The sequence below is a fragment of the Sphingobium sp. genome (assembly GCF_048594625.1).
Lineage (GTDB): Bacteria > Pseudomonadota > Alphaproteobacteria > Sphingomonadales > Sphingomonadaceae > Sphingobium.
The window spans coordinates 1-17,138 of record NZ_JBMDWL010000007.1; the positions used below are offsets into that span (position 1 = coordinate 1).

General features: G+C 60.3%; 15 protein-coding genes. 10 read left to right on the forward strand and 5 right to left on the reverse strand.

The window, feature by feature from the left end:
• The 4 genes from ACOJSJ_RS00550 to ACOJSJ_RS00565 form a co-directional block, all read left to right on the forward strand.
• A partial coding sequence (locus ACOJSJ_RS00550; protein ID WP_420143032.1) for a hypothetical protein occupies nt 1-849 on the forward strand: 849 nt, incomplete at its 5' end.
• A 257-nt stretch (nt 850-1,106) separates the two neighbouring features.
• Nucleotides 1,107-3,407: a TonB-dependent receptor gene (locus tag ACOJSJ_RS00555; RefSeq protein ID WP_420143033.1), complete on the forward strand. Its 2,301-nt coding sequence runs from the start codon at nt 1,107-1,109 to the stop codon at nt 3,405-3,407.
• Nucleotides 3,408-3,526: 119 nt separating this feature from the next.
• Nucleotides 3,527-4,294, forward strand: coding sequence for a hydroxypyruvate isomerase family protein (locus tag ACOJSJ_RS00560; RefSeq protein ID WP_420143034.1), 768 nt, complete (start codon nt 3,527-3,529; stop codon nt 4,292-4,294).
• 92 nt (nt 4,295-4,386) lie between these two features.
• Entirely contained in the window at nt 4,387-5,766 is a 1,380-nt protein-coding gene (locus tag ACOJSJ_RS00565) for an MFS transporter (RefSeq protein WP_420143035.1), read from the forward strand.
• A 44-nt stretch (nt 5,767-5,810) separates the two neighbouring features.
• Here ACOJSJ_RS00565 and ACOJSJ_RS00570 read toward each other — a convergent pair whose 3' ends face one another.
• From ACOJSJ_RS00570 to ACOJSJ_RS00585, 4 genes are all read right to left on the reverse strand, one after another.
• Nucleotides 5,811-6,641 (reverse strand): nuclear transport factor 2 family protein, encoded by an 831-nt coding sequence (locus ACOJSJ_RS00570; protein WP_420143036.1) that lies wholly within the window; start codon nt 6,639-6,641, stop codon nt 5,811-5,813.
• Nucleotides 6,638-8,320 (reverse strand): GMC oxidoreductase, encoded by a 1,683-nt coding sequence (locus ACOJSJ_RS00575; RefSeq protein WP_420143037.1) that lies wholly within the window; start codon nt 8,318-8,320, stop codon nt 6,638-6,640. The genes ACOJSJ_RS00570 and ACOJSJ_RS00575 overlap by 4 nt, the downstream gene beginning before the upstream one ends.
• Nucleotides 8,317-8,970 (reverse strand): gluconate 2-dehydrogenase subunit 3 family protein, encoded by a 654-nt coding sequence (locus tag ACOJSJ_RS00580; RefSeq protein ID WP_420143038.1) that lies wholly within the window; start codon nt 8,968-8,970, stop codon nt 8,317-8,319. The genes ACOJSJ_RS00575 and ACOJSJ_RS00580 overlap by 4 nt, the downstream gene beginning before the upstream one ends.
• An 87-nt stretch (nt 8,971-9,057) precedes the next feature.
• Nucleotides 9,058-10,545, reverse strand: coding sequence for an MFS transporter (locus tag ACOJSJ_RS00585; protein ID WP_420143039.1), 1,488 nt, complete (start codon nt 10,543-10,545; stop codon nt 9,058-9,060).
• A gap of 314 nt (nt 10,546-10,859) precedes the next feature.
• Here ACOJSJ_RS00585 and ACOJSJ_RS00590 point away from each other — a divergent pair, with 314 nt between their 5' ends.
• The 5 genes from ACOJSJ_RS00590 (at nt 10,860) to ACOJSJ_RS00610 (ending at nt 15,186) form a co-directional block, all read left to right on the forward strand.
• Entirely contained in the window at nt 10,860-11,810 is a 951-nt protein-coding gene (locus tag ACOJSJ_RS00590) for a ThuA domain-containing protein (RefSeq protein WP_420143040.1), read from the forward strand.
• A 225-nt stretch (nt 11,811-12,035) separates the two neighbouring features.
• Nucleotides 12,036-13,196, forward strand: coding sequence for an MFS transporter (locus tag ACOJSJ_RS00595; RefSeq protein ID WP_420143041.1), 1,161 nt, complete (start codon nt 12,036-12,038; stop codon nt 13,194-13,196).
• 3 nt (nt 13,197-13,199) lie between these two features.
• Nucleotides 13,200-14,210 (forward strand): sugar phosphate isomerase/epimerase family protein, encoded by a 1,011-nt coding sequence (locus ACOJSJ_RS00600; protein WP_420143042.1) that lies wholly within the window; start codon nt 13,200-13,202, stop codon nt 14,208-14,210.
• 11 nt (nt 14,211-14,221) lie between these two features.
• Nucleotides 14,222-14,614: a C-glycoside deglycosidase beta subunit domain-containing protein gene (locus tag ACOJSJ_RS00605; RefSeq protein WP_420143043.1), complete on the forward strand. Its 393-nt coding sequence runs from the start codon at nt 14,222-14,224 to the stop codon at nt 14,612-14,614.
• A 68-nt stretch (nt 14,615-14,682) separates the two neighbouring features.
• Nucleotides 14,683-15,186, forward strand: coding sequence for a hypothetical protein (locus tag ACOJSJ_RS00610; RefSeq protein ID WP_420143044.1), 504 nt, complete (start codon nt 14,683-14,685; stop codon nt 15,184-15,186).
• 32 nt (nt 15,187-15,218) lie between these two features.
• Here the strand turns inward: ACOJSJ_RS00610 and ACOJSJ_RS00615 are convergent, their stop codons facing one another.
• Nucleotides 15,219-15,836: a TetR/AcrR family transcriptional regulator gene (locus ACOJSJ_RS00615; RefSeq protein ID WP_420143045.1), complete on the reverse strand. Its 618-nt coding sequence runs from the start codon at nt 15,834-15,836 to the stop codon at nt 15,219-15,221.
• A gap of 183 nt (nt 15,837-16,019) precedes the next feature.
• Here ACOJSJ_RS00615 and ACOJSJ_RS00620 point away from each other — a divergent pair, with 183 nt between their 5' ends.
• The gene (locus ACOJSJ_RS00620; RefSeq protein ID WP_420143046.1) at nt 16,020-17,135 is read left to right on the forward strand and encodes an LLM class flavin-dependent oxidoreductase; all 1,116 of its coding nucleotides are present in this window, start codon (nt 16,020-16,022) and stop codon (nt 17,133-17,135) included.
• The last annotated feature ends 3 nt before the right edge of the window (nt 17,136-17,138 follow it).

Consider the following 17,138-nt stretch of genomic DNA (forward strand, 5'->3'; position numbering starts at 1 on the left):
CAATGCCTTGTCGACGCATATGGACGGCGGAACGGTGAACTGGCCATTGCCGTCCTGATGGAGGCCCCCGATCAGGCTTTGCCCATATTGCAGCGACTGGACCGGAACTTCGCACCGATATTGGAAGCGGTGCAATTATGGGCTGCGCAACCCGTGGGCGTTCGATGGCATAGGACGGATCGTGCCGCAACCCGGACGCAGATCGCGCATCTTCTGACCCCTTATCTGACGAGGTTGCAGACAGATGAAGGTCAATCCTTTGGATGGTCGCTGCTGTCCGCGCCGGGTGGCGACCGACCAGCGGTCAGGCGGATCGACGATATTTTCCTGAGCGATCGGCATTTCGCTGCATTTCTCAACGTCCTTGGCCCCTATCTTCACGACGATGATGGGAAGGTGGATGGAGAGGTTCCCCGTACCCTTCCCTGTGCGGCGATCGTCAGACACCCGGTTCTGTTGCAGGCGACAGGCGCCCTGTTCGGGTCCACGATGGACAATTTCATTCTGGGCAATGATTGCGAACAGACATTGCCAGCCCTCCCAGCGCTGACCCGCCTGGATGCCGACATCCTTCATGGCTGGCCGGAATGCGATGGCACGATCCGATTTTCCGCCTATCGCTCCTATGCCTATGCGCTGGATCTGGCCCGGCTGGGGATCAGGCCTGATCCGTCGAATATCGGGGTGACCAGTGTCGATGGCGTCAGTGCCGCGACGATTGCGGCCGCCCGTACCGAATTGGCGCAATTTTATGCGGCGCATCTGGGCAAGGCATCCGCGCAGGCGGGCGCGATGGCGGCGGAAGCCGTCGGCGCGGTCCTGTCTGTGGCCCATGGTTGTGGCACCTGAGCGAAACCCATTGCCTCAGGGTGATAAGTGACCGCAATGGCGCATCTATCGCGATTTTCCGCCCTTATTCCGCGGCATGGCAGCGATGCTGCACATGACAGTTCCGTTCACGCGGTATGACGGCCACCTGACCTCTCTCAAAGAGCAAAACTAAAATATTCATTCCCTTATCGCTTGACGCATGGACCGGTCATTATTAAAACCATCATTGCAATTCGTAAAAGCTCCTATGAAGGGGATTTCGAAGGGGAGGATTCATGCAGCAATTTCGTCGCTATTCCGCGTTGATGGTTGGCGCGGCCGTCATCGCCATTTCAGGGCCGTCGCTGGCGCAGGATACTGGCCCCGCCGAAACCGCGACCGTAGGCTTGGCCGACATCGTGGTAACGGCGCAGAAGCGCGCCACCAATATTCAGGACACGCCCATTGCGATGCGCGCTTTCGATAGCGACGCGGTGCTGAAGGCAGGGGTCAGCGACGTTAACGGTCTGTCCCAGCTGGCGCCGGATCTGGGCATCACCAACGACACCCAATATACCAAGATCACCGTTCGGGGCATTTCCAGCCAGGATCATAGCGAAACGGCCGATCCGGCGCTGACCATCAATATCGACGGCGAATATATCAACCGTCCGATAGCGCTGAACGCCAGCTTCTTCGATCTGGAACGGATCGAAGTGCTGCGCGGCCCGCAGGGTACGCTATATGGGCGCAACGCGACCGCTGGTGCGCTCAATATCGTGGCGGCCAAGCCTAAGCTGGGCGAATTTTCCGGCTATGCGACGGGAAGCTACGGCAATTATGATGCGATCAGCGCGGAAGCGGCGGTCAATGTACCGCTGGGCGAGAAGGTCGCGTTGCGTGCCAGCGGCATGCACAATGAACATGACGGCTATTTCAACAATGGCCCGGCCGGTCGCGGCAGCGCAGGCAATACCGATGCCGCGCGACTATCTTTCTATGCCGAACCGGTCGAAGGCGTGCGCGCCTATGTCGCGGGCGAATATGTCGATGTGAATACGACCGGCATCGCGCAATATGGCATCGTGGTCGCCAATAATGGCGTACTGGCCGATCCGCGCTATGCGGGCGGCATCGTCGATGTGATCCCGTCCACGCCGCAGCTGGAAGGTGGCGGCGTTCCGCTCAACCTCGATTTCAATCCGCCCAAAAAATCATTCCCGCTGGGCGATCTGGGTTTCACCCGGATCAAGCAATATGCGGTTCGTGGCCGATTGGACGTGGATGTCGGGTCGATCGGTACGCTGAGCTATATCGGCGGCTATCGCGAAGTGGAATCGGATGTCAGCCAGCCGCTGAACGGGTTCGTCCCCACCACCTTCATACAGAATTATTCGAAGGATTCGCAGACGCAAAGCCACGAAGTCCGTTTGTCGGGTGGCGACAAGGGCGGCATCATCTATCAGGTCGGCGCGTTCTATTTCTATGAAAACCAGCAGATGGCGCAGGGGCTGTTCCTGCCGCTGGCGGCCGGTGGCAGCTATCTCAACTATTTCTATCGCCCCTATGTGAAGAACCAGTCGATCGCCGGTTTCGCGCAGGCGACCGTGCCGTTGATCGAAGACAAGCTGACCGTGACCGGCGGCATCCGTTATACCAAGGACAAGAAGAAGGGCCTGTACGTCAACTATGGTCCCCAGTTCGGTCGCGGTCCCAACCCGCCGCCGATCGACGACACCACCCGTCCCGGTCGCGTCGAATTCGAACCGCCCCGCCTGAACGAGGGACAGGCGACCTGGACGCTCGGCTTCGATTATACGCCAAGCCGCGATCACCTGCTCTACGGAAAGGTCAGCACCGGGTACAAGGCGGGCGGTTTCGACAATGTCGGCGCGTTCGGCGCTGAAAAGCTGACCGCTTATGAACTGGGTTCCAAGAACAGCTTTGCCAATCGCACGGTGCAGTTCAACGTCGCCGGTTTCTATTATGACTATAAGGACCAGCAGATCCCGGTGTTTCTCGACACCAATATCGGCAATCAGGTCGTCAATGCCGGTAAATCGCGCGTATGGGGCATCGAAACCGATACCACCATCTTGCTGTCGCCCAATGATCGCTTCACCGCGACCGTCAATTATCTGAATGCGAAACTGACGGCGTTCAAGACGTCATTGCTGGGTCTGACCGGTCCGATTTATGATAGCGACCCGTCGACGCCGGGAATCCAGCCGTTCGACCTGAGTGGCAATCGCCCGGTCCAGTCGCCCAAATGGGTGATCGCGCTTGGCTATGACCATGATTTCCACATTGGCGACCACAAGATTACCGCCGGTGTCTTTACCCGCTTCAAGTCGGACTATTATCTCCAGCCGTTCAACGCCGCGGCCGAACGTCAGGAAGCCTATACCCAGACCGACCTGACGCTGGAATATAGCGCGCTGGGCGACCGGTTCAGCCTGCAGGCCTATGTCCGCAATCTGGAGGATTATCAGCCCTATGGTTTCGTCAACTATGTGAATGCGGGCGGCACCACGCTGATCAACTATGTCTATGGTACGCCGCGCACCTATGGCGTGCGTGGCACCTTCCGCTTCTGATCGAAGCGGCATAGGATGACCTGATTGACAGAGGCGGTTCCGGCTAGGCCGGCGGAACCGCCGCTTCTCCTTCGACCGGACCCAGTCCCTGCATGCAGGGACGACCAAGGGAGAAGAGCATGTTTCCGTCCGCCTGCATCGAATGGCTGTTCAAGGACGATGCCCCCGATTTCGCCGACCGTATCCGTGCCGCCAGCGCGGCGGGCCTGAACGCTGTCGAATTTCATTTATGGGATGACAAGCCGATCGACGATATTCGCGCGGCGCTGGATGAAACCGGCGTTACGCTGACCAGCTTTTGCGTCGGCCCGCGGCGCAGTCTGGTCGACCCGGCGCAGCATGAGGAATTTCTGGCCGCGGTAAAGGCTACGCTGGCGGTCGCTCAGACGCTGGGTCGCCCGCCTCTCGTCATCGCATCGGGTTTTACGCGGGACGGCGTCAGCCTGGACGAGCAGCGCGCGGAGGCGGTGAAGGCCCTGAAGCAGGCCGCCGCGCTGGCCGAAGAAGCGGGCGTCATATTGGTGCTGGAACCGCTCAACACCATCGTGTCGCATCCGGGCATGTTCCTGTCGAGCACCACGCTCGCCCTCGACATCATCGACGAAGTCGACAGCCCCAATCTGCGGCTGTTGTACGATGTGTTCCATTCAAACGTCATGGGCGAGGATATGGAGCAGGTGCTGAACGGCCGCATCCATCTGGTCCAGCATGTCCAGTTTGCCGACAATCCGGGGCGCAACGAACCGGGCACCGGGACGATCGATTGGCGGGACACCGTATCGAAATTGCGGGCGCTGGGTTATGATGGCGGGGTCGGGCTGGAATATCAGCCGACCATGCCCACCATCCAGTCGATCGCCAGCGTCCGCGCGACAACGGGCCTGTAAAGATCGGAAAAACGACATCAGGGCCGGCCGCAACCGGCCCTGAATGACATGAGGCCTTAAAACATAAGGGCCGTGATGGTGAGGAAAACGCAATGACGACTGTGGTTGCAAGTCAGGCAATGCGGGACGGGCCAGCCGTGGCCCCGGACAAAAGCGACAATCTGAAGCCCTGGGAAAAGATCAGCTATGGCCTTGGCGATTTCGCCTGCGGCCTCAGCTGGAATGCGGTCGGGGCTTTTCTTCTCTATTTCTACACGAATGTCGCATTGTTACCTGCGGCTGCGGTCGGCACCCTTTTCCTTCTGTCGCGCCTGTTCGACGCGGGCGTCGACCTGGGTGTCGGATTGCTGGTCGATCGGACCCGGTCGCGCTGGGGCCGTACGCGGCCCTATTTTCTGTTTACCGCCCTGCCCTTTTCCATCCTGCTGGTGCTGACATTCACCACCATCGATGCGTCGGCGGGGGCGAAGCTGGCCTATGCCTATGTCACTTTCTCGCTGCTTGGCATTCTCTACAGCTTTCTGGCGGTGCCCTTTTCCGCGCTGATGCCGATGATGACGACCGATCATGGCAACCGGATGCAGCTGGGCAGCGCGCGCGCGATCGGAACGTCGATTTCCGTCATATTGGCGACCGCGGCCACCATGCCGCTGGTCGGTGTGCTGGGCGGGGGCAATGAACGCACCGGCTTCGCACGGGTCGCGCTGGTTTTTGCAGGATTGACGCTGGCGGCGCTGCTGAACCTGTTCTTCAGTTGCAGGGAACGGCATCATGATGAGGCGCCCCGCAGCGACGCCATCTGGCCGCAGGTCGGCGCGATGGTGCGCAACCGGGCCTGGCTGGTTACCTTTCTTTTCTGCACGCTCAATTTCCTGCGTTTCGGCTGCGTGATTTCCGTCACCGCCTTTTTCGCTATCGAGGTGATGAAGGCGCCATGGATGATCGGCATCCTGCTGCCCGCCGTATCCGGCACATTGCTGCTCGGCGCCTTCGTCGCGCCGATGCTGTTCAAACGCACGGGCATTCGCAAAGGCTGCATCGGTGCGCTGGCCATCGCCATCCTGCTGCATGCCGTCCTGCCGTGGATAGAGGTGCAGCATGCGCTGTTCCTGACCGTTTTTCTGATCGCGGCTATTCTGATCAGCCTGACGATGACGGCCATTTTCACGATGGCGGCCGATGCGGTCGATTATCATGAATGGATTTTCGGCGTGCGCAATGAAGGCTTGCTGTCGTCGGGCATCAGCCTGTCGACGAAGATCGGCATGGCAGTGGGCACCGCGATCATCGCCTATGTGCTGGGCATGGCGGGATATGATCCCAAGTCCGTCACCGACGGCGCGCGCGCCGCGATCCGATGGTCCTATTATGGCTGGCCCATCGCGATCATGATCGTGCAGATCGCGATCATCGCCTTCTGGCCGATGGACGGGCTGCATGATCGCATTCGCCGGGACATTGCCGGCAAATGATTTGAGGGAAAGGGAGGGAGCGCTGCACCGGGCAGCGTCCCCGATCAGAACATGGGGTGCGCGTTGCGGGAATTTTGCGGCATCGGCTGAAACATGTCCCAATGTTCGACGATCATGCCATCGTGAAAGCGGAAAATTTCCACGATCGCAGCGCCCCGGTCATTCGCCGACAATTGGCCGCGATAATGAACCGCCGCCAGATTGCCGTCGACCAGAATGCGCTGCACATCGAAGCGCGCCCCCGGCGCAGAACGCAGTCCCCTGATCACGGCAACGGCCTGATCCCGTCCCTGCCCCATCCGGCTGTTATGCTGAATAAGATCCGGCGCGACGAAGCGACGATAAGCGCCATCCACATCGCCCCTGTCGAACAGCATCTTGATGAAGCCCGAGAAAGCGACACGGTTCTGGGCCGTCATGTCTTTCCCGGCCGGACCGGCGGACGCCATGGCCAGAGGATCGCTGCCCGGTTCGATCGGTTGCAGCACATCCCAATGTTCCGCGACCTTCCCATCCTTCAGCCGATAGAGATCGGCGACAGCCGCACCGGGCGTACCGGGCTTTCCCTGTCCGAAAAGATGCACCAGAGCCAGGTCGCCGTCGATCAGCAGATGCGTCACCTCGAACCGGGAATCGGGCCGGGCGAACATCGCTCCCAGCGCCTCCACGGCGGCTTTCGGTCCGTCGGGCAACCCCGGATTATGTTGGATATAGTCGGGCGCGACAAAGGCGGCGAAGGCGACGGCCACATCGCGCTTGCCGTAGAAGCGATCGACAAAGCTGGTGACGATCGAGCGATTGTCCACGGACTTCGCCAACAGGACCGGCGCTGTGCTGGCCAACGCCAGACTGGCGAGGAGGGCGAGGCGTTTCACAGCGCCCCTTCCTTCATCAGCGACACCGCATGGTCGCAGGCCCGCGCCGTCAGCGCCATATAGGTGAGCGACGGGTTCTGGCAGGCGGACGAGCTCATCTGCGCGCCGTCGGTGACGAACAGATTGGCGACGTCGTGCGACTGGCTCCAGCGGTTGAGAACGGATGTCGCGGGATCATGCCCCATGCGCGCGCCGCCCATTTCATGGATGGCTGACCCGCCGATGCCGGGTTGATCGAACCCCATGATGACATGACCGCCCGCAGATTCCATCATCGCGGCGGCTTCCTTCTTCGCGTCGGCCAGCGCCCGCTTTTCATTGTCGCCATGTTCGAAATGAATGTTGAGCATCGGCAGCCCCTGCGGGTCCAGCTTTACCGGGTCGAGCGTCAGGCGATTGGTGACGCGCGGCAGGCTTTCGGCGAAGCCGACGAACACCATGCGCCACCCGCCGACCTTTCTGGTTTGTTCCTTATAGGCCTTGCCGATCCCGGCGGATCGCTTTGCCGCCGTCCACCCGCTCTGCAAGGCCCCGCCCTGAAAACTATAGCCCCGCGTAAAGTCGCCATCCTGTCGATCCAGATTGCGGAATCGCGGGATGACCACGCCAGTCGGGCGATTACCAAAGGTCGTGCGATCTTCAAAACCGGGCATGATGGCCATGGTCGACAGGGTGGAGGCATGATCCATGACATGGGTGCCCAGCACGCCGCTGCTGTTGGCAAGGCCGTTCGGAAAGACATCCGACCGTGAGCGCAGCAGGATGTGCACGCTGTTGAACGCGCTGGCGTTGAGGAAGATCATGCGCGCGCCATGCCGACTGCGCGCGCCGGTTTTCACATTGATGACGCGCACACCGGTCGCCTTTTTCGTGGCGGAATCATAATCGACGGCTTCAACCAGGGAATCGGCGATGACGGTCAGTCGCCCGGTCGCCTGCGCTGCGGGCAAGGTGGAGCTTTGCGTACTGAAATAGGCGCCATAGGAACAGCCGCGTGCGCAGATGGAGCGATATTGGCATGGCGCGCGCCCTTCCTTGGGCGCGGTCAGGTTCGCCGTTCGCCCGACGGTGAGGCAACGGTCTGGCCAGCGTTTGGCGATGGCGGCGCGGACATGCTGTTCCACCACGTTGAGGGCCATCGGCGGCAGGAATTTCCCGTCGGGTAGAGACGCAAGCCCCTCGGCCGCGCCGGACACGCCGATGAAATCTTCCACATAATCATACCAGGGCGCTATGTCGGCGTAGCGGATTGGCCAGTCGGTGCCATAACCATCCGCCTTGTTCGCGCCGAAATCATAGTCCGACCATCGATAGCTTTGTCGACCCCAGGTCAGCGACCGCCCGCCCATCTGATAGCTGCGCCACCAGTTGAACTGGGTGCCATCCGCCACGGCATAGGGATTGTCTTTGTCGTTGACGAAATGATTCTGGGTAAATTCCGTGAAATGGCGGTTGAGCCGTTGAACGGCATATTCGTCAGCATATAGTTTGGCATCGCCTTCGCCGCGAAACTCCATGTCCCATGGGGCCTTGGTTTCGGTTGCATAGTCTGTGCCATGTTCGATCATGCGTCCCCGCTCGATCATCAGCACCTTCAGGCCTTTTTCGGTCAGTTCCTTTGCAGCCCACCCGCCGGTAATGCCGGAACCCACCACGATCGCGTCAAAATCCATGTTCATCCGAAATCCACCGCTGTCCAGTCGCTCGACCAGGAGCGGTTATTGGAGGCCAAGGGCAGGTCCGGATCCCAGCGGCCCGGCACCAGTTCATATTGCAGTTCGCGGCTCGCCCCGACTTCGGACGTATAATAGCCGGTCAGGATCAGCGCCTTGATCTTCTTCCACGGATGATCCTTCTGATCCCCGCCAAAGGCCGCCGCGTCATAGGATTCCAATATGGCGAATTGCCGGTCGGGCGGCAGGTCGAGGAAGCTGGCACCGGCCTGTCGATCAAGCTGTTTTCCAACGTCTTCCAGAAGGGGCAGGCCGCCATGGTCGTTGCCCATGTTCACGCGGCCGGCGCTTTGGGGGGCGGTGTCGTCCAGCCCGTGGCGCAGCGCCAGTGCGACGAAGGCAGGAACGCCGACAGCCAGTGCGCCGGGCGTATCCGTTACCGGAATGACGAGGTCGCTAAGCCGTGCGAGAAGCAGCTTTTCGGCGGGCGTCGCGCCGCTATCCTCTCCCGCCCTCACCATGTTCCAGGCGTGAAGCGGAAATCCGACCATCGCGCCGAGAAGGACAGCGCTGCCCAGCAGTTGGCGACGGTCGACGCCACCTGTTTCCGATCCGACACCGGGCGATGATTGCGGGCTATCCCGACCCTGTCCCATATCCTCTCCTTGCGATTCCCTGCGTTCATTATAGGAACTATAATTCTATTTATTGCACAGGCGATGGGGTCGCTTCAAGCGATGTCTTCACGCCTTGCCGCTGCGATCACCCCTGATTTGCAGTTGACGCGGAATGGCGAGCGCCAGAAGGGCGACAGTCGCCAGTGCAAGGGAGACGGCAATGGCGGCCATGGTGAAGGCGTGGATCGCATCCTGCGCGTCGCCGCTACGTTCCGGGGCGATGATGAAGAATAATGTGCCGATACCGGCCGCTCCCATTGCCGACCCCAGTTGCTGCGTGGCTTTCAACGTGCCCGATGCGGATCCTGCATGGCCGACATCCACTTCCGACAGAGTGCATGGTGGCAGGGGGCCGCCGACCAGTCCCATCCCCAACCCCATGATCAGCAGCGGAATCGCGATCAGCCATGGCGCGACAGCCATCATGCCGGGCGCATGGAACAGGCCGACCAGCATCGCAAGGCCAGCGACCATCAACGCCGCGCCCCAGGTGACGATGATCGGTCCAAAGCGCGGCAGCGCCTTGCGCGACAGCATGCCGATGGCAAAGGATGCGCCAAAGGCATAGGGGACATGCGCCAGGCCCACCTGCGCCGCGGTAAAATGCAGGCCGCGCTGCATGGCGAGCGTCAGCACGAACAACAGTCCCCCAGTGCCGATCTGGAACACCAATGTCGTGAGCAGCCCGAAGGAAAAGCCCTGCATATGGAACAGGTCTGGCACGATCAGCGCCGATCCGTCCCGTGCCATGCGTGCACGGCTGTGTCGGGCCAGCATATAGGCGATCGGCAGGCTGTACCCCATCATCGCAAAGCCCCATAGCGGCCAGCCATAGTCACGCCCCTGAATCAGAGGAAAGATGAGCGTCAACAACATCAGCATGACCAACAGCGTGCCTATCATGTCGAGGCGCGGGCGATGGGTTGAGCGCCCGTCAGGCAATATCCGCGCCGCCATGAACAAGGCGATGATCCCGATCGGCAGGTTGATCAGGAATATGGGCCGCCACCCCAGTCCGAACATGTTGGCGTTCAGGATCAGGCCGCCGATGACCGGTCCCAGCACAGCGGCAAGTCCACCCAATATGCCGAACAGGCCCAGCGCAGCCATGCGTTCATGCGGCGGATACATGATCTGGGTCAGCGACATGACCTGCGGCAGCATGATGGCGGCCGCTGCGCCCTGCAACAGCCGTGCGCCCACCAGCTGGAAGGGGTTTTGCGCCAGTCCGCATAGCAGGGATGTCAGCGTAAATCCGGCTACGCCGATCAGGAAGGCGCGGCGATAGCCGAAAATATCGCCCATTCGTCCGCCACTGATCAACAGCAGTGAAAATATGGTGGAATAGCCAGCGACCATCCACTGCACTTCCGCATCGCTTGCACCCAGTTGCGCCTGCAATGTCGGCACCGCGACATTGATGATCGTCATGTCGATCAGGTCCAGCACCATCGCCGTCGCCACGATGGCCAGCGCCATGCTGCGTTGCGCGCGGGTCAGCAGCGCGGCAGATGCGATGGCGCTTGCTCCAGCAGGCCCGCCCTCTCCAGCCATATTTTTCATTTCATGCCCCGGTGACCCGCAAGGGATGCGAGTCTTATATAGAACTAATATTCTAGTAATTGAATATCCAAAATCCGGGATCGGTCAAGCGCGGCGATCGCCATGTGACGAAAGTTACTCGACAACCAGAATTTTTGTTCTAATAAATTCCATCGCGGCACCAGTTCGCCGCACGAATCGGTAAGATCATTCCTTCACTTCGCCTGCCGACCATGATCTGCGGGGCCATGGATGGCGCCCGGACCCGGAGCGGCATGTGCCGACAGCCTGCATTCTAAATCACAACGACAAGAGAGGAAAATGCGATGAAGCTCGTCACGCTTGCCGCCATGACCGCCACGCTTGCGCTGGCCCTGCCCGCGACCGCGCAGGTCATCGTGAATATCAAATATCGCCCGCCCGAAACGGTCCAACGCGTCGGCATTCCCGTCGATCCGGCTGAAAAGCGGGTGAAGGTGCTGATCATCAGCGGTCAGAACAGTTATGAACATGACTGGACCGGGGTGAACAACATGCTGCGCACGATGATGCAGGATACGGGCCGGTTCGATGTCCGCATTACGGAGGATTTCGACCATGGCGACCTGGCGACGCTGAAAAATTACGATGTCGTGCTGCTCAATTATTCCAGCCGCTGGAATTATTCCGACCAGACCGAACATCGCTGGTCAAAACAGGCCGAACAGGCATTATTCGATTATGTGAAGCAGGGAGGAGGGCTTGTCGCCTATCATTCCTCCTTCACGTTCGGGCAGAACTGGCCCGAATATCAGGCTCTGATCGGCGCGGTGATGGAGCCGGGGTCCAGTCGCCGCTCGCCGCCCGGAGCGTTCCCCGTGCATATCGTCGACCGGTCGCACCCGATCACTGCAGGGATGCGCGAATATGTGTGGACCTATAATGACGACATGTACACCAACATGCGCATGGACCCGACCGCGAAAATCCATGTGCTGGCGACCGCACATGACAGCGCGGCCAGCTACGATCCCAAGCTGGCCGGGCATAAATATCCAGCGTCCGCCTATACGCCTGAAAAGCTGAAGGCGATGAAGGGCATGGATGCCGATCATCCGCAGGTGTGGACTGCCGATTATGGCAAGGGGCGCGTATTTTCCATGACGTTGGGCCACGATGAAGTGTCGCTGCATTTCGCGGGTCTGCAATCGTTGATCCTGCGCGGCACCGAATGGGCCGCCACGGGCAAGGTCACGCTACCCGTTCCCGAAGAAGCCAAAGATTATCCGACGAAATAACGCCAATGTCTCCGGCCATCGGCGGACCGCCGGAGACAGGGATATTCCGGATTGCGGCCTGTCGATCCACCGGTTGACAGGCCGCCTCGCAATCAATAGACGAATACCAGTTCTAATTAGAGATGGCCCATGAGTCGTCCGGTAAAGAGGAGCCAAGGCGCGGTGCGTTCACTGACAGATTTTTTCCGACGTCTGTCGTTGATCCCGCAGGGGATCACCATTGTCGTGGCCGGTTTTCTGCCGATATTTGCGATCGTTTCGATGTTCCCGGCGATCCCGGCGATCATCGATCATTTCGCGGGTGATCCCGACGCCCGGTGGAAAGTGCCGATGATGGTGTCTGCGCCGGGCCTGACCATTGCGTTGCTGGCGCCCTTTGCGGGCTTTTTCGTCGATCGGTTCGGTCGGCGGCCCCTGCTGATCGGTGCGACTTTGCTCTATGGCATTGTCGGCACGGCGCCCTTCTTCCTCGACAGCCTGAATGCGCTGATCGCCTGTCGCCTGTTGCTGGGCGTGGCGGAGGCCGCGATCCTGACCATCGTCAATACGTTGATAGCGGATTACTGGGACGATCGCGGGCGCAAGGACTGGCTGTTTCTTCAGGGCATTTGCGGGCCTTTCTTCGCGTCGGGCGTCATCCTGCTGTCGGGGGCGGCGTCTGCGGTGCGATGGAATGGCATTTTCATGGTCTATGCCGTCGCCTTCCCGATCTTCATCGCCATGCTACTGTGGCTTTTCGAGCCGCGGCGCGCCGACGGCGCGACCATTGCGGACATAGCGCGGAATGAACAGGCACAGCGCACCCCCTTCCCGGTTGCATCCGTCGCGCTGATCGGCGGCGTGACGCTGGTTGCCTCCGCGCTCTATTATGTCTTCATCATCAGCGGCTCGCTCGCCTGGCGGGAGGTCGGCGTCATGGACCCGGCGCGTATCGGCCAGTTGACCGCCATCCCCAGCCTGTTCGTTATGCTGGGCGCGCTGATCTTTCGCCTGATGGGGGGCAAAGCCCATGCGTTGCAACTGGCGACTTTCTTCCTGCTGCTGGGTGTTGGCCTTGCCGGTATCGGCATCGCTCCTGATTGGCGATGGCTGGTCGCGGCGCTGATCGTGCAGCAGACAGGCGCAGGCATGGCCGTTCCCACCGTCATTGCATGGGCGCAGACCCACCTGCCCTTCGAACATCGCGGCCGCGGCATGGGCGTGTGGACCGCCTGCTTCTTCTTTGGCCAGTTTTCCAGTCCATGGCTGGTGCATCAGGCCGAAACCATTGTCGGAACCATGCAGGGCGCTTTCCTTGCAGCGGGTCTGGTAGGCATCATCGCCGCCATCGTCATCGGTCTGGCGCGGTCACCGCGCGCAGTCCCTTCTATCGCTCCTGCGGAGTAAATCATGACAAGCGACATTAAACGGGGCGTCAGCCTTTATAGTTTCCAGCACGAAACCTTTCAGGGGAAGATGAGCCTGGAGGATTGTTTCAAAACCTGTGCCGACATGGGCGCGCTCGGCATCGAAATCATCGGCGAGCAGACCTTCTGGGGCTGGCCCGAAGCCAGCGTCGACGAAGCAAAGATCGACGAATGGCACGGCCTGATCGCAAAATATGATGCCGTCGCCGTCAGCCACGACTTCATGCTGGATTACAAGCGCTACAAGGGCCGCATAATGCCTTTCGAAGAGCAGGTCGCCAGCGTGAAGAAGGACATCGATTTCGGTGCGCGTCTGGGCATGAAATATATTCGTGCCCTTGTATCGATCGCGCCCGAAGTGCTGGTCGCCGCCGCGCCCTATGCCGAAGAAAAGAATATCAAAATCCTGATCGAAGTGCATGCCCCGCTGCATTTCGATCATCCCTGGATTATCCGCCATGCCGAAGCCTTTGAAAAGTCGGGATCGGACGCGCTGGGTTTCCTGCCCGACATGGGCATGTTCCTGTTCAAATTTCCGCCGGTGTGGAAGGAGCGCTTCATTCGCAACGGGGTGCCGCAGAAAATCGCCGATTATATCGAAACGGCCTATGAAGACCGGGTTCTGAGCGAATATGTCATTCTGAACGTGCGGGAAATGGGCGGCGAAGGCCCGGCGCTGGGCATGGCCGAAACGCTGCGCCACAACGCCGCGTTTGAACCGAAGCGAATGCTCGATTTCATGCACCGCATCCACAATATTCACGGCAAATTCTACCAGATGGACGAAAGTCTGGTCGAACCGTCCATCCCCTATGACGAAATCGTCAAGGTGCTGAAGCAGGGCGGTTACAAGGGCTATATCTGTTCCGAATATGAAGGGAACCGGTGGATCGAGGACGCGCATGAAGTCGATTCCGTCGAACAGGTCCGTCGCCAGCAGGAAATGCTGAAATCGCTGATCGGCGAACCCACCCCTTCCGCCCTCGCCGCCTAAGGAGCCGCAAGATGTTCGACAAGATGATGCTGTGCGACGAAGGTTTCGAAAATGTCGTCGAAGACGGGGAAGTCATCGGCTTCTCGCTGTTCGCCCGCCTGCCCTATTATCGCGGCCTTGGCCTTTCGATGATTGAGGACATCGGCCTTTCCATCGATGGCGAGCCGGTGGCGCGCGAAGACGTCCGATTTTCGGTACGTGGTCGCAGCTGGACGCTGGATGAAATGGAAAGCGTGTATGACGATCGCTGGAATTTCGGCGAAAAAGCAAAGGTCACGGTGCTGCGCGCAGGGGGCTTGACGCCGGGCGCGCACAAGGTGGACATCGCCGTGCGGATGCGCGTGTCCTATCTGCCCTTCGTCCCCACGACGAAAACCGGCCGCGAACTGCAACTCGCCGCCTGACAGACAGGAGGGCATGGCGGCGCGACCTGTCGCCATGCCCATTTTCATCCGGAAAGACCGACGCCGTCATGTCGATTGGGCAGGAAATCTGGATCGCGCCCGCCGCCGTCCAGTTACAGGAAAGCGGCCCCGACTGGCTGGGCGTGGTAGACGATATGGACTGGTCGAACGGACGCGGATTTCACCGCGGTTTTCGGTCCAGCTTCCGGGTTCAGCCGGAGCGCAAGGTCTGGTTCCATTTCCCGTTTCAACTGCCCGCAGGCGGCATTGTGGATCAGGTGTCGCTGCTCTGGGAAACGGAGGAGGGCGCGCAGATCAGCTGGGTGTGCGTCCATCATGGCGGCATGCACCGTCAGCATCTGTGCGAACCCAATATTGCGCTGACGGGCGTACCCGAACCCTTTGATCCCCCTACATTGTGGCGGCAATATTATCCGCCGTCGGATCGGTTGCGCACCGACCTGCCGGTCGAACCGGCCATCGCGACGCGGTTCGGATTTCAGCTATGCGTGCAGGTCGATGGTCCGGGCGTCATCCGCTTCTATGGCGCCGGCTTGCGATACAGCGAGTGAGACAATCATCCGCTTTACGCGCCTGACCCCGGTCAGCGCGCGGGCGCGCGCAGGAAAGCGGCGCACATGATCGCCAGATCTTCCGTCAATTCGTCCCAATTGCCCTGATTGGCCGCTTCGGGCGAAGACCCCAGGCCGAGGAACCGCGCCAGCGTGTAATAGATCATGCGGAAAGCGTTGCCGACCAGGCGGGCATGGTCCGGCCGCCCGAATTCGTCGGCATATCGCAACATCTGCGCTTCGGCTTCGCGCGTCAGATTTTCCGCCGAACTGCGCCCCAGCGACGAGATGGATTCGTCGTAAATGGCACGGAACATGATGGGGCGCAGCACCGGGCTGTAGCGTTTGAGCAGTTCGGCATAGGATTCGACGAACAGCCGGGCAAATTCGTCCAGACCCGTCGCCTTTTCACCGATGCCTTTCATCATCGCGTCCTGTTCTTCGCCGATCTGCGTCAGCACGCGGCCATGGACCGCGCGGATCAGATCATCCTTGCTGTCGAAGCGCAGATAGATGGAGCCGATCGACACCTTCCCCGCCTTGGCCACTTCGGTCAGCGTGAAATCATCGTTGCCGCGCTTCACCATCAGCTTTTCGGCGGCGGTCAGCATCCGCTCATAGGAGGCGCGGCTGCGCCCCTGCTGCGGCACGCGACTGGCCTCCGCGGGACCAGAAATAGAATCATTCTTCGACTTCGTAGTTGACACTGGCGGCATAATGACCCTATCGGTAATGAGAACACTGGTTCTAATTGATTTCCATTCTGACGGCTTTGGCCGCCAATGTAAACAAGTCGTCATATCAGCGCCAAAGGCGCGCCGCTGGAGGGGATAATGCGCTTTTCTGTATTTCTGAACGCCCGGTCGATGGCCCCGGAAGAAGACCGCCAACTGATCCGCGATCTGACCGGACATGCCACGCGCGCGTCGGAACTGGGCTTTGACGCGATCTTCCTGCCCGACCATCATTTCAACGGCTATATGCCGGTGGCGTCGGACAGTTTCATGTTCGCGTCCTATCTGGCGGCGAAGTTGCCCGACATGCATTTCGGTTTTTCGGTCGTGTCTGTGCCGCTGCATCACCCAGTGCGGTTCGTCGAGCGTATCAACATCCTCGACCAGCTGACCGACGGCAAGCTGCTGGTCGGCGTCGGCAGCGGCACCACGCCGGAAGAAATGATCGGCTTTGGCGTCAATTACAAGGAAGCGGGGGCGGTTTCGGAAAACAACCTCTCCATCGCCGAACAGCTGTGGGCCAAGCGGATGGAAGACCCGGCGGTCGAAATCGACAATGGCCCGCACAAGGGGCGCGTGCTTCAGCGGATCGCCCCGGCGCAATATAGCCCCCGTCATGCCCGCTTGATGCCCGTCGCGATGAAGGAAAGCAGCGCCCGTCGCGCCGCCGAAAATGGCTGGCCCGCCTTCATTCCCGCGTTCACCCCGCCCCAGATCGGCGGGACGGAACCGATGAAGCATGTCGCCAAATATTTCGGCGTCTATCGCCAGATGCTGGATGAAGCAGGCCATTCGCAGGAAGCGATCGCCCGCGCGCTCGAATGGACCACCCATACCTATCAGGTTGTCCATATCGCCGAAACGGACGAGCAGGCCCGCGAGGAGCTGGACGTCATCCTGCGGTCCTATCAGAATGCCATCGAACGCGAGGCCGCGTTCAACGCCCGCGCAGAGGCGGATTCCGCCAACAAGAAAACCGACCGGACGCCCAATGCGCTGACGGAGGACTGGATCGGGACATGGTGCCTTTATGGTTCGCCCGAAACGGTGATCGAACATCTCAAGCCCTATGAAGAGCTGGGCATCGGCAACATCCTGTGCGGCACCACGACCGGCCCGTTGACGCAGGAGCGCCTGCGACTGGGCGATCAGACGCTGCGCCTGTTATCGGAAAAGGTAATGCCCGCATTCAAGGTGTCCGAACCCGCCGAATGACTT